Origin of the sequence: Geodermatophilus telluris (assembly GCF_900102745.1) — a bacterium.
Lineage (GTDB): Bacteria > Actinomycetota > Actinomycetes > Mycobacteriales > Geodermatophilaceae > Geodermatophilus > Geodermatophilus telluris.
On sequence record NZ_FMZF01000002.1, the window covers coordinates 1,029,852 to 1,042,510 of the forward strand.

Genomic DNA, 12,659 nt, shown 5'->3' on the forward strand with positions numbered 1-12,659 from the left:
CCCGGTCTCAGGCAGCGGTCCAGCGGACGGGCAGCCGCTTGACGCCCCGCTGGAAGTTCGAGCGCAGCAGCGTCGGCGGCCCGTCGGGCTCGACGGTTGCCGTGCGGCGCAGCAGCGCGGCGAACAGCGCGCGCAGCTGCACCCGGGCCAGCTGGGCGCCGAGGCAGAAGTGCGGCCCGTGCCCGAAGGACAGGTGCGGGTTGGGCGCGCGGCGGACGTCGAACCGGTCGGGGTCGTCGAACACCGCCTCGTCCCGGTTGGCCGAGGTGAACGAGACGACCACCTTGTCGCCGGCCCGCACGCGGACGCCGGCGAGGTCGGTGTCGCGGGTGGCGGTGCGGCGGAACACCATGACCGGCGTCCACCAGCGCAGCAGCTCCTCCACCGCGCCGGGCAGCAGGGCCGGGTCGGCGCGCAGCGCGGCCAGCTGGTCGGGGTGCTGCAGCAGCGCGATCAGCCCGCCGGGCAGGCCGTTGCGCAGCGTCTCGTTGCCGGCGACGGCGAACAGCCAGAACAGGTTCTCGAACTCCTCGGGGCTCACCTGCCCGCCGTCCTCGTCGACCTGGGCCAGCAGGATCGACACGACGTCGCCCGTCGGGGCCCGCCGCTTCTCCTCGGCCAGCAGCCGGGCGTAGGCGTAGAGGTCGGGCATGCCGGCGCGGGTGCGCGGGTCGGGCATCCGGCCGTCGGGGCCCGGGGCCGGCCGCAGCGCCAGGGCCTCGCGCGCCATCGCCGTCCCCCCGGTGCCGTCGAAGGCCGCCGAGGTGGCGTAGTCGGGGTCCTGCCAGCCGATGACCCGGTTGGACCAGTCGAACAGCAGCCAGCGGTCCTCGGCCGGCACGCCCAGGACGTCGGCCAGGGTGAGCAGCGGCAGGTCGGCGGCGAGGTCCTTGGCGAAGTCGCAGCGGCCCTCGGCGGCACCGTCCACCACCCGCTCGACCAGCCGGTCGGCCGTCGCCTCGACGGACGCGGTCAGCGCGGCCACCGCGCGCGGGGTGAACGACCGCGACAGCAGCCGGCGCAGCCGGGAGTGGTCGGGCGGGTCGGTGTTGAGCATCATCCGGCGCACCCAGTCCAGGTCGGCGGCGTCGCGCACCTGGGTGGCGCCCAGCCAGGAGGAGAAGGTCGCCGGGTCGCGCAGCACCCGCTCGACGTCGGCGTGCCGCAGCACCAGCCAGAACCCGGGCCCGCCGGGCTGGCCGTGCAGCGCGGGCTCCTCGACCCAGGTCACCGGTGCCTCCGCCCGCAGCCGGGCCAGCAGGGCGAACGGCGGCCCGTCCTCGTAGGTCGCCGGGTCGACCAGCGCCAGGGTGTCGGCGGGCGTCAGCCGGGGGCCGGCCGCCGCGGGGTCGGTGCGCACCCGCGGAGTCTGCGGCCGGCCCGGCGGCCCCGACAAGCGCCGGCTCAGGCCGGCGCGTGCACCGACGGCAGGAGCCCCCGCCGGTGCCTCGCCCGGCGGTCGCCGGCGAGTGCGACCGCGCCGGCCGCGAGGGAGCCGGCGACGAGGGCGAGCCCCGTCCACGCCGGCGCGCCGGGGGCGGCGCCGTGGTGCGCGGCGTGCGCCGCCCCGCCCGCGGCCGGCTCGCCGAGCAGCTGGGCGTGCAGCAGGAGCATCGTGACGTCGGCGAGCACCGTCGTCCGCCACGCGGACCGGGTCGGCCGCCGCCACAGCTGCCAGGCGCACGGCAGGCAGACCGCCGCGGTCGCCGCCATCGCCAGCGAGGCCAGCGACGTGGCGTCGAGCAGCAGCAGGTGCAGCAGCGACCCCGCCACGGCCAGGCCGGCGGCCGCCCGGCCGAGGGCGCGTGCCCCCGGCCGGGCGGCTCCGTCGGCGGTCGTCACGACCCGTGCGACGCGCAGTGCGACGAGGTGGACCGCGGCAGGCCGAGCGCGGGGTTGCGGTCGAAGAAGCCGACCGGCTTGAGCGTGAAGCCGGTGTAGTCGGTCGGCATGACCGGCCAGTCCTCCGGGCGCGGGAAGTGCGTGAGCCCGAAGGTGTGCCAGAGGACGACGTCGGTGTCCTCGAGCGGCGCGTCGCCGGCGACGAAGGACGGCAGCCCGCCGGAGCCGGGGTGCTGGTTGACGAAGTCGCCGGCGGGATAGCGCTCGGCGGGGTCGTACTCGGTCACCCACAGGGTCCGGGTCGAGAACGCCGCCCGCTGGGCGATCGAGGACTCCTCGTCGGCGAGCAGCACGGGCGAGGCCTGCGGGTGCAGCGCGTACCCGACGGGCTGGCCGAGACGGTTGGTCTTCGACGGGTTGACCACGTGCCAGGTCCGCCCGACCGTCGCGTCGCTGACCCGCTGCGCCTCCGACTCGCGGGTGAGCGGGGTGAGCCGGCGGGCGAAGGCGTTGCCGTACGGGTTGGTGTCGCTCACCGGCAGCCGGACGGCGTCCACCTCGTGGACGGTGTTGCCGGTGCCGTCGACGGCCATGTCCAGCCGCGCGGAGAACAGGTGCTGGTGGAACGGCGCGCCCAGCCCCGGGGCGACCTCGGTGGCGTAGGGGTGCTCGTCGCCGCGGTAGGACGAGGTGAAGACGATGCCGGTGGCCTTGGACTCCAGCTGGATCGTGCCGTCGGTGTAGAGGTACCAGTAGAAGCCGTAGTCGTAGTTGCCGATGGTGGTGAAGAAGCTGATCACCAGCCGGCGGGAGCGGCGCGTCTCGGCCATCCCGTTGAACAGGTCGGTGTGCTTCCAGGCGACGCCGTAGTCCTCCTCATGCAGGCAGACGGCGTTGCGGATGGTGCGCGGGGCGCCGTCCTCGTCGGCCAGCGTGGCGTCGAAGTAGTGGATCTCGCCGAGGCAGTCGCAGCCCAGCTCCAGGGAGTTGGTGTAGCGGGCGAAGAGGTACTCGCCGACGTCGAAGTAGTTCTGCCAGAACCGCACCGGGGAGGGGTCGGCGTAGGGCACGACCATCTCGGCGATCGAGGCGCGGTGCACCACCGACCGCCCGTCGATCGACAGCTGGTTGAGCACCAGGCCCTCGCGGGCGTCGAAGCCCACGCGGAACTCCCAGCCGGCCCAGCGCACGACGTCGTCCTCGACGGTGAAGCTCGGCCCCTCGGGCTGGGTGATCTCGATGGGCTTGAGGTCGCGGGCGGCGTGCGGGTGGGTGTCCTGGTCGAGGTCGGCGCGCTCGGCCGGCACCGGCAGGTCGAAGTGGTCGTGCACGGCGGTGGTGACGCCCCGGGTGATGTCGACGTACGCGACGACGCCGTCGACCGGGTGCGCCCACGGCAGGTCGGCCTCGTCGGCCTGGTGGAACCCGAGGACCCGGACGATCCGGTGGCCGGACTCGTCGGGGAAGTAGGAGCCGGCCGACAGCGGCACGGCCCGCACGTCGGCGACGGCGAGCCCGCGCTTGGCCATCGCGCCGACCCAGCGCTCGTCGGCGGCGAGGATCGGCTCGATCGCCTCGAACTCCGCGTCGAGGATCGGCACCTGGCCGTCGGCCGCGCCGTCGATCTCGACGTCGGTGACGACGGTGCCCCCGGTGATCGACACGGTCAGGTCGCGGCCGTTGCCGGTGGCGCGGTCGAGCAGCAGCACCCGCACCCGCCGCTCGACCGGCTCACCCGGGGTCCAGGCGAGCACGTCGCGCTTGTGCGGCTCCTCCAGGCCGACGTAGACGAACTTCGAGTCCTCGTGCGCCAGGCCGGCATCGCGGACGATCGCGGTGGCGGCGGTGATCTCCTCGGTGGTGAGCCGGGACAGCGGGTGGGTGGCGGTGGATCGGGGGGTGGTCAGGGTCATCGGGTCCTCCTCAGATCTGCGGGGCGGAGTCGGCGGGGGTGGCGGTGGTGAGGTCGCGGGCGGCGTTCGGGCGGGCCCGGGCGAGCAGCCAGCCGGCGGCGAGGGCGGCGGCGAGCAGGACGCCGGCGCCGACGCCGAGGGGGGTCGAGCCGCCCATGAGCAGCGGCAGGTTCCGGACGAGCAGGACGAGGATCAGCGCCAGGCCCACCGCGCCCAGGCCGGGGGCGACGAGGCCGTGCCACGGCCGCCGGTCGAGCCCGGTGCGCCGGAAGAAGACGACGACGGCGACGCAGGCCAGCAGCATCAGCACGACGATCCCGACGCTGGCGATGCCGGCCAGCCAGGTGAAGATCTCCAGCACCGGGTCGAGCCCGGCGACGGCGCACACGGCCATCAGCAGGCCACCGATCGCGGTGGTGACCAGCGAGGCCACGTGCGGTGAGGCGTGCCGGGCGTGGCTGCGTCCGCAGGCGACGGGCAGGACGCCGGTGTTGCCGAGGGAGAAGACGTAGCGCGACAGGACGTTGTGGAAGGACAGGATCGCGGCGAAGAGGCTGGTCACGAACAGCACCTGCATCACGTCGGCCGCGGCCGTGCCGACGAACTGCGCCGCCGTCGTCACCACGATGCCGCCCGGGTCGGCGGTCGCCGCCTCGACGACCGAGCCGTCGCCCCACGCGCTGACGATGGCCCAGGCCGACAGCGTGTAGAAGACGCCGATGATGGCCAGCGCCAGGTAGGTCGCGCGGGGGATGGTGCGCTCGGGGTCGCGGGCCTCGTCGCGGAAGATCGCGGTCGCCTCGAAGCCGATGAACCCGGCGATGGCGAACATCAGGCCGATGCCCGGGGCGCCGGAGAGCACCGCGTCGGGCCGGACGAGAGCCGAGGACAGTCCCTCGCCGCCGCCGCCCCGGCCGATCACCGCGGCGTCCAGCACCAGGACGATGCCCACCTCGGCGACGAGCAGGACGCCGAGCACCTTGCTGGAGAGCTCGATGTGCCGGTAGCCGAGCACGCCGGTGACGGCCAGGAAGACGGCGGTCCAGAGCCACCACGGCAGCGAGGGCCCGCCGTAGCCGGTCACCAGGTCGTCGACGAGGAAGCCGACGTAGCCGTACACCGCCCCCTGCACGGTGACGTAGCTGATGAGCGCGACCAGCGCGCTGCCCAGCCCGGCGCCGCGGCCGAGCCCGGTGCCGACGTAGGAGTAGAACGCGCCGGCGTTCGGCACGTGCCGCGTCATGGCGGTGAAGCCGACGGCGAAGAAGAGCAGGACGACGGCCGCGACCACGTACATGGCCGGGTAGCCGGCGCCGTTCCCGGCGGCGATCCCGATGGGGACCGAGCCGGCGACGACCGTCAGCGGCGCGGCCGCGGCCACGACCATGAAGACGATGGCACCCGGGCCGAGGCGCCCGCTGAGGCGGTGGCGCTCCCCGGGACGGGTGTCCGGTGTGGCCGGCGGTGGGTCGGAGACGGTGGCCATGGGCGACCTCCGGTGCAGCGGCAGTCGGGCTGCCGGGCGGACGGCGATGGCTGAGGAGCCTGGACGCCGCGCGGACGTGCGCGGTTACACGGCCGTCATGAACCGGAAACGTTCTCGTTACCTCGAACGGGAGACGGGGGTCACGTCTTTCTCATTCGAGAGGGGCGCCGCGGACACGCGACCTGGCTACCCTCGCGCAGCAGTCGAGAGGAGCGGCATGTCCCAGCGGAGCACCGCCGTCCGACTGCCCCGCCGGTCGCCGGTCGACGGGCTGCGCCGGCGGCGGCTGAGCTTCGCCGAGGTGCTCGCCCAGTCTGTGTCGGCGCTCGCACCGACGGCGGCGATGGTCGTCGTGCCCTCGATCGTGCTGGTCGAGGCGGGAGCGGGCACGCTGCCCGCGTTCGTCGCGGCCACCGCCCTCGTGCTGCTCATCGGCTGGTGCCTCACGCAGTTCGGCCGCCGCATGGCCGCGGTCGGCGGCACGTACAGCTACACCGCCAAGGGCCTCGGGCCGGTCGGCGCCCTGGTCGGTGGCTGGGCGCTGCTCGTCGGCTACGCCACGGTCGCGATGGCGGCCCTGGTCGGCGCGGCGCTCTACCTCGCCGGGCTGCTCGGGCTCGAGCCGACGCCGCCGGTCGTCGCCCTGCTGGGCGGCGCGGTCGGCCTGCTCGCGACCGCCTTCGCGGTGCGGGGCATCCGTCTCTCGGCCCGGGTCGCGCTGGTCCTCGAGGTCGTCTCCGTCGCCCTGGTCGTCGCGGTGCTCGGGGCGCTGCTGGTGCTCGCCCCCCGCACGCCGGGCAGCGCGGCGCCGGTGGTGGACGCCCCGCTGCACTGGGGTGGGCTCGCCGTGGGGACGGTGCTGGGCGTCACCGCGTTCATGGGCTTCGAGAGCGCCGCCGTCCTCGGTGTGGAGGCGCGCCGCCCGCTCGTGGCCGTGCCGCGGGCGGTGCTGTGGACCCCGGCGGTGGCGGGGGTGCTGGTCTTCGGGGCGGCGGTGGCCCAGGTCGTGCTCCTGCGCGCGGCGCCGATCGACGTGCTGACCAGCCCGGTGCCGGTGGCCGAGCTCGCCGACCGCAACGGCCTCGTGCCGCTGCGGCGGCTGCTGGACCTCGGCATCGCCGCGTCGTTCTTCGCCTGCGTCACGGGCTCGACGAACGCGCTGGGCCGGGTGCTGTTCTCGATGGCCCGCGAGGAGGTGCTGCCCCGGACGCTGGGCCGCACGCACCGGCGCTTCGACACCCCGCACCGCGCGCTGGCGGCGGTGCTGCCGGCGGTGGTCGGCGTCCCGGTGCTCGCCCTGGCCCTCGGTGCCCGGCCGCGGGGGGTGCTGGTCGGTGCGCTCACCGTCTCGGCCGCCGGGTACGTGGTCGCCTACGTCCTGGCGTGCCTGGCCGTGCCGCTGTTCCTGCGCCGCATCGGCGAGCTCACCCCGCTGCCGCTGGCCGGCGGCCTGGTGGCCGGGGCGGCGGGGCTGGCCGTGCTGACGGCCGCGGTGGCCGGCGCCGCCCGCGGTGACGGGGCCGTGACCGCGGCCGTCACCGTCGCCGCCCTGGCGCCGGGGGTGGCCTGGGCGCTGTGGCTGAGGTGGCGGGCCCCGGAGCGGCTGCGGTCGGTCGGCGTGTACGACCAGGCGACGGTGAGCAGCGTGCTCCCGGGCACCGTCCCGGCCGAGCCGCCGCGATGACCCCCGCCATCGACCGGGGGCTCACCGGGCGCCAGCCCAAGGCGGTGCAGAGCGCGCTGGCGATCCTCGAGACGGTGGCCCGGGTCGGGGCCGGCGTGACCGCCAAGGAGGTCGCCGAGGAGCTCGGGCTGCCGCCGGCGACCACCTACCGGCTGCTGAACCTGCTCGTGGGCGAGGAGTACCTGGTCCGCCTCCCCGACCTGCACGGGTTCGCCCTCGGCCGGAAGGCCGCCCGCCTCACCGGGGCCACCGGTGCCGCGCCGGTGTGCACGGCGGCCCGCGAGGTCGTCGCCGACCTGCGGGGCCGGGTGCGCTGCGGCGTGCACCTCGTCCTGTGCACGCCGTCGACGCTGCACTGCGCCGACGTCGACCCGGACCACCCGCTGCAGGCGCCCGAGCTGGTCGAGCGCCACCTGCACGCCTCCGCGCCCGGCAAGCTGCTGCTGGCCGAGCAGGACGACTGGCAGGACGTCCTCGGCCCCACCCGGCTGCACCGGCTGACCGACCGCACGGTGGTGCGTCCCGCCGACCTCGACGGGGAGCTCGGCGAGACACGCCGCCGCGGCTGGGCCGTGCAGGGCGGGCAGGTGCACGCGGACCTGTCGTGCGCGGCGGTCCCCGTGCGGTCCCCCGCGGGGGCGCTGGTGGCCGCCCTGGTGTTCACCGTCCGCGGGGTCGACCCCGCGGCGCCGGCCGCGCACGCCGTGCCCGCCGCGGACTTCGCCCGCCGGCTGGGCCCGCTGCTGGGCTGACCCGGCGGGTCGGCCGTTGACGACCACCCGCGGATCACGCGACCTCGACTGTCCCCCGACCCTGGCGCGGGTCGTCGAGCTCGACCGTGGCGGTCTCGTACGTGCGGGGGCCCGGCGGACCAGCGGCACCTCGGCCGTCAGGAGCACGAGGGCTACTCCCCGAGCGGGGAACGGGGTGCATCCCGGGACGACCCGTGCACATCCGCGGAAGTGCGCCGAAACGTCCGGACACTTCCGCGGATGTGCCCAGGTCAGCCGTTGACGACCTGGGGGACGGCGACCGCCTTGAGGCCCTCGACGCCGAACTCCAGGCCGTAGCCGGACTTCTTCACCCCGCCGAAGGGGACCATCGGGTGCACGCCGCCGTGGGAGTTGATCCACACGGTGCCTGCCTCCAGGCGCGCGGCCACGGTGCGGGCGGCGTCGCGGTCGCTGGACCAGACCGAGGCGCCGAGACCCACGTCGAGCCGGTTGGCCATGGCGACGGCCTGCTCGACGTCGTCGTAGCGGACGATCGGCAGGGCGGGGCCGAACTGCTCCTGGGCGACGAGCGGGTTGGTGTCGTCGACGTCGGCCACCAGCGTGGTCGGGTAGAAGTGCCCCGGGGCGTCGGGATCGGGGTCGCCGCCCAGCAGGATCGTCGCGCCGGCGTCGCGGGCGGCGTCGACCAGGCGGGCGACGATCTCGTACTGGGCACGGTTCTGCAGCGGGCCGAGCACGTTGGCCTCGTCCAGCCCGCGGCCCATCGGCATCGTCTTCGCCACCTCGACCAGCGCCGCGCAGACCTCGTCGTGGACGTCGGTGTGCACGTAGAGGCGCTTGAGGGCGGCGCAGGTCTGGCCGGTGTTGATGAACGCGCCCCAGAACAGGCCCTCGGCGATGGCGGTCGGGTCGACGTCGGGCAGCACGATGCCGGCGTCGTTGCCGCCGAGCTCCAGCGTCAGCCGCTTCACCGTGTCGGCGGAGCTGCGGATGATGGCCTGGCCGGTGGCGGTGGAGCCGGTGAACACGAGCTTGTCGATGTCGGGGTGGGCCGACAGCCGGGCGCCGACCTCGCGGCCGCCGGCGACGGCGGTGAGCACGTCGGCGGGCAGCACACCGTTGAGCACGTGCACCAGGGCCAGGACGCTCAGCGGGGTGTACTCGGAGGGCTTGACCACCACGGTGTTGCCCATCCGCAGGGCGGGGGCGACCTGCCAGATCGTGATCATCATCGGCCAGTTCCACGGGCCGATGGCGCCGACGACACCGACGGGGCGGTAGTGCAGCTCGGCGCGGGTCTCGCCGTCGTCGAGCACGGTGCCGCCGGGGAGCTCGGTGGCGGCGGTGGCGCGCAGCCAGGCGGCGCAGGCGCCGACCTCGAAGCGGGCGTTGGGGCCGTTGAGCGGCTTGCCCTGCTCGCGGGAGAGCAGTTCGGCCAGCGGCTCGGCGGCGGCCTCGACCGCCTCGGCGGCGCGCAGCAGCAGCTCGACGCGCTCGGCGTCGGGACGCGCGGCCCAGGCGCGCTGCACGGCGCGGGCGGCGGCGACGGCGGCGTCGAGGTCGTCGGCCGAGCGGTCGGCGGCGCGGCCGACCACCTCGCCGGTGGCCGGGTCGAGGACCTCCCGGCCGCCGGGGTCGGTCACGGCGGCCAGCAGGGTCTCGTAGGTCGGGGTCTGCGCCGTGGTGGTCACGGGCTCGGTCACGGTGGGGGTGGTCATCGCGGTCCTTCGCGGTGGGAGGGCTCGACGCGGCCGGTGACCTCGCCGAGGGAGATGCGGCCGCCGCCGGTGCCGGGTGCGGTGGCGGTGAGGGTGACGACGTCGCCGTCCTCGAGGAACGTGCGGGTGGACCCGTCGGACAGGGTCAGCGGCTCCTGGCCGCCCCAGGACAGCTCGATGAACGAGCCGCGCTGGTCCTTCGCCGGGCCGGAGACGGTGCCCGAGGCGAACAGGTCGCCGGTGCGCAGGCTCGCGCCGTTGACGGTCGTGTGCGCCAGCTGCTGTGCCGGGGTCCAGTACACGAGGCCGAACGGCGGGCAGGAGACCAGCTCGCCGTTGAGCCGCACCTCGATCGCGATGTCGAGCCCCCACGGGTCGGCACCGGCGTCGTCGAGGTAGGGCAGCAGCGGCACGTCGCGGGCCGGCGGGGCGACGCGGGCGGCCTGCAGCGCGGCCAGCGGCACCACCCACGGGGAGACCGAGGTGAGGAAGGACTTGCCGAGGAAGGGGCCCAGCGGCACGTACTCCCAGGACTGCAGGTCGCGCGCCGACCAGTCGTTGACCAGGCAGACGCCGAAGACGTGGTCGGCGAACCCGCCCAGGGGCACGGGGGTGCCCAGGTCCGACGGCGTGCCGACGACGAAGCCGACCTCGGCCTCGATGTCCAGCCGCTGGGACGGCCCGAACGTGGGCGCGTCGTCGGTGGGCGCCTTGCGCTGGCCCGACGGGCGCACGACCGGGGTGCCCGAGACCCGCACCGTCCCCGACCGGCCGTGGTAGCCGATGGGCAGGTGCTGCCAGTTCGGGGTCAGGGGAGGGGAGTCGGGGCGGAACATCCGGCCGAGGTTCTCGGCGTGGTGCCGGGAGCTGTAGAAGTCGACGTAGTCGGCGACCTCGACGGGCAGGTGCAGCGTGACCCCGTCCCGCGGGAGCAGGTGCGGCTCGACCCGGCCGCGGTGCTCCTCGTCGGTGAGCCAGGTGGTCAGCTGCTCGCGGAGGTCCCGCCACGCCTGCGGCCCGCGGGCGAGGAAGGCGTTGAGGGTGCCGGTGGCGTGCACGTCGTCGCCGGTGACGGCGGCGAGGTCGAGCACGGCGTCGCCGACCGCGACGCCGGTGCGTCGGCGGCCGGAGGCGTCGGAGAACACGCCGTGGGGGAGGTTGTCCAGGCCGAAGCCGGTGTCGTCGGGGAGGGGCAGCCAGCTCATGCGGGGATCCGATCGGGGGCGGGCAGCAGGCCGAGGGTGACGAGGTCGTCGACGGGCTCGAGCACGCTGCAGGTGCCGAAGGAGGTGAAGACCGCGCGGGCCCGGGCGGCGCGGTCGGCCGGCCAGGTGCGCAGCGCGGCGACGAGGGGCCCGGCGTCGGTCTCGCGCAGCTCCTCGGCGGCGGTGGTCGCGGGCGCGCCCGCGGCGAGGGCCGAGACGGCGACCAGCACGTTGAGGAAGCCGTGGTGGGCGAACCCGGTCGCCGGGTCGGTGTGCGCGACGGCGGAGTGCAGGCCGGCGGTGCACTTGAGCGCCACGCCGCGCCCGACGCAGGCGGCCAGGGTCCCGGCGAGCTCGTCGGCCGACGGGAACAGGTCGGCGCGCAGGCCGCCGGTGCGCAGCTTGGCGCGGACCCCCGTGCCGGCCAGGACGTCGAGGACGGCGTCGCGGGCGCCGGTGCGGGGCAGCTCGACGGCGGCCGGCACGCCGGCGGGCAGGACGTCGCCGAGCACCCGGACCGCGTGCCCGGCCGCCGCGGCGTCGGCCACGACCGGCACCTCGACGGCCGCCAGCCGCAGCCGCGGGTCGGCCTCGACCCGGGCCGCGGCGGCCGGCAGGTCGCCGGCCGCCGCGATGAGCGAGACGCCGAACGCGTCCCCGTGGGTCGGGTCGCCGAGGTGCGCCGCCAGCTCGTCGAGCCGGGCGGCGGGGACCACGAACGGCCCCACCAGGTCGCCCAGTCGCGCCCGCAGCTCGCGGTGCGCCGGGACGGCGGCGGCCATCGGGGCGTCGCCGGGCGGGAACAGGGCGGCGTCGTCGAAGAGGCCCCCGAACAGGTCAGGGCACAGCTCCCTCATGCCGAGGGACCCCGGCCCGACCAGGTCCAGGCGTACTTCCCGTCGTCGACGGCGATGCCCGCCTCGCCGAGGTCGAGCGGCCGGAAGGTGTCGACCATGACGGCGAGCTCGTCGAAGTACTCCGCACCGAGGGAGCGCTCGACCGCGCCGGGCTGCGGGCCGTGGCTGTGCCCGCCGGGATGCACCGAGATCGAGCCCTTGCCGATGCCCGAGCCCTTGCGGGCCTCGTAGTCGCCGTCGACGTAGAACATGATCTCGTCGCTGTCGACGTTGGAGTGGTAGTAGGGCACCGGCACCGCGAGCGGGTGGTAGTCGACCTTCCGCGGGACGAAGTTGCAGATCACGAAGTTGTTGCCCTCGAAGACCTGGTGCACCGGCGGCGGCTGGTGCACCCGGCCGGTGATCGGCTCGTAGTCGGCGATGTTGAAGACGTACGGGTAGAGGCAGCCGTCCCACCCGACCACGTCGAAGGGGTGCTCCGGGACGACGTGGATCGTGCCCGTGAGTCCTCCCGGACCCCTTCCGCGGTGCTTGACGTAGACCTCGACGTCGGTGCCCTCGGCCAGCAGCGGCTCCGTGGGGGTGCGCAGATCGCGTTCGCAGAACGGGGCGTGCTCCAGGAACTGCCCGTACTTCGACAGGTACCGCTTCGGCGGGGCGATGTGGCTGGTGGCCTCGATGGCGTAGGTCCGCAGCGGCTCGCTGCCGGTCGGGACCCAGCGGTGCGTGGTGGTCCGCGGGATGACCACGTAGTCGCCCTGCCCCACCTGCAGCGCACCGAAGACGGTCTCCACCGTGGCGCTGCCGCGCTCGACGTAGACGCACTCGTCGCCGGTGGCGTTGCGGTAGTACGGGCTCGGCAGCGAGGAGACGGCGTAGGAGATCCGCACGTCGCCGTTGCCGAGCACCAGCCGGCGGCCGGTCACCGCGTCGACGGCCTTGTGCTCCTCGCCGGGGAACAGGTCGTGCAGCTTGAGGTGCCGGGGCACCAGCGGCGCGTTGGGCGTCAGGGTCTGGTCGGGCAGCTCCCACGGGCGGGCGTCGACGATCGCCGACGGGATGCCGCGGTGGTAGAGCAGCGAGGAGTCGCTGGAGAAGCCCTCCTCGCCCATCAGCTCCTCGGAGTAGAGGCCGCCGTCGGGAGCGCGGAACTGGGTGTGCCGCTTCGGCGGGACGCTGCCCACCTGCCTGTAGAACGCCATGGGAGTGCCTCCAGAAGG

10 protein-coding genes are annotated in these 12,659 nt (G+C 75.2%); 2 read left to right on the forward strand and 8 right to left on the reverse strand.

Features of this window, described 5'->3' with window-relative positions; translation table 11 throughout:
• Nucleotides 1–7: 7 nt before the first annotated feature.
• The 4 genes from BLQ97_RS10325 to BLQ97_RS10340 are packed head-to-tail and all read right to left on the reverse strand — an operon-like array spanning nt 8 to nt 5,241.
• Nucleotides 8–1,360: a cytochrome P450 gene (locus tag BLQ97_RS10325; RefSeq protein ID WP_245692031.1), complete on the reverse strand. Its 1,353-nt coding sequence runs from the start codon at nt 1,358–1,360 to the stop codon at nt 8–10.
• A gap of 44 nt (nt 1,361–1,404) precedes the next feature.
• Nucleotides 1,405–1,842, reverse strand: coding sequence for a hypothetical protein (locus tag BLQ97_RS10330; protein WP_091365659.1), 438 nt, complete (start codon nt 1,840–1,842; stop codon nt 1,405–1,407).
• Nucleotides 1,839–3,755 (reverse strand): primary-amine oxidase, encoded by a 1,917-nt coding sequence (locus BLQ97_RS10335; RefSeq protein ID WP_091365660.1) that lies wholly within the window; start codon nt 3,753–3,755, stop codon nt 1,839–1,841. Before BLQ97_RS10335 ends, BLQ97_RS10330 begins: the two co-directional genes overlap by 4 nt.
• Before the next feature lie 10 nt (nt 3,756–3,765).
• Nucleotides 3,766–5,241, reverse strand: coding sequence for an APC family permease (locus BLQ97_RS10340; RefSeq protein WP_091365661.1), 1,476 nt, complete (start codon nt 5,239–5,241; stop codon nt 3,766–3,768).
• Between the two features lie 217 nt (nt 5,242–5,458).
• Here BLQ97_RS10340 and BLQ97_RS10345 point away from each other — a divergent pair, with 217 nt between their 5' ends.
• Both BLQ97_RS10345 and BLQ97_RS23300 read left to right on the forward strand, forming a co-directional pair.
• Nucleotides 5,459–6,925 carry an APC family permease gene (locus BLQ97_RS10345; protein ID WP_175471662.1) on the forward strand — a complete coding sequence of 489 codons (1,467 nt, stop codon included), beginning with the start codon at nt 5,459–5,461 and terminating at the stop codon, nt 6,923–6,925.
• Nucleotides 6,922–7,677 carry an IclR family transcriptional regulator gene (locus BLQ97_RS23300; protein WP_175471663.1) on the forward strand — a complete coding sequence of 252 codons (756 nt, stop codon included), beginning with the start codon at nt 6,922–6,924 and terminating at the stop codon, nt 7,675–7,677. Before BLQ97_RS10345 ends, BLQ97_RS23300 begins: the two co-directional genes overlap by 4 nt.
• Before the next feature lie 251 nt (nt 7,678–7,928).
• Here the strand turns inward: BLQ97_RS23300 and BLQ97_RS10355 are convergent, their stop codons facing one another.
• Genes BLQ97_RS10355 through BLQ97_RS10370 form a run of 4 tightly spaced genes read right to left on the reverse strand, consistent with a single transcriptional unit; the run spans nt 7,929 to nt 12,641 of the window.
• On the reverse strand, nt 7,929–9,377 hold the full coding sequence (locus tag BLQ97_RS10355; protein ID WP_091365663.1) for an aldehyde dehydrogenase family protein: 1,449 nt from the start codon (nt 9,375–9,377) through the stop codon (nt 7,929–7,931).
• The gene (gene fahA / locus BLQ97_RS10360) at nt 9,374–10,582 is read right to left on the reverse strand and encodes a fumarylacetoacetase (protein ID WP_091365664.1); all 1,209 of its coding nucleotides are present in this window, start codon (nt 10,580–10,582) and stop codon (nt 9,374–9,376) included. Before fahA ends, BLQ97_RS10355 begins: the two co-directional genes overlap by 4 nt.
• Nucleotides 10,579–11,439, reverse strand: a complete 861-nt coding sequence (locus BLQ97_RS10365) for a hypothetical protein (RefSeq protein ID WP_091365665.1) — start codon at nt 11,437–11,439, stop codon at nt 10,579–10,581. The genes fahA and BLQ97_RS10365 overlap by 4 nt, the downstream gene beginning before the upstream one ends.
• On the reverse strand, nt 11,436–12,641 hold the full coding sequence (locus BLQ97_RS10370; protein ID WP_091365666.1) for a homogentisate 1,2-dioxygenase: 1,206 nt from the start codon (nt 12,639–12,641) through the stop codon (nt 11,436–11,438). Before BLQ97_RS10370 ends, BLQ97_RS10365 begins: the two co-directional genes overlap by 4 nt.
• Nucleotides 12,642–12,659 lie beyond the last annotated feature (18 nt).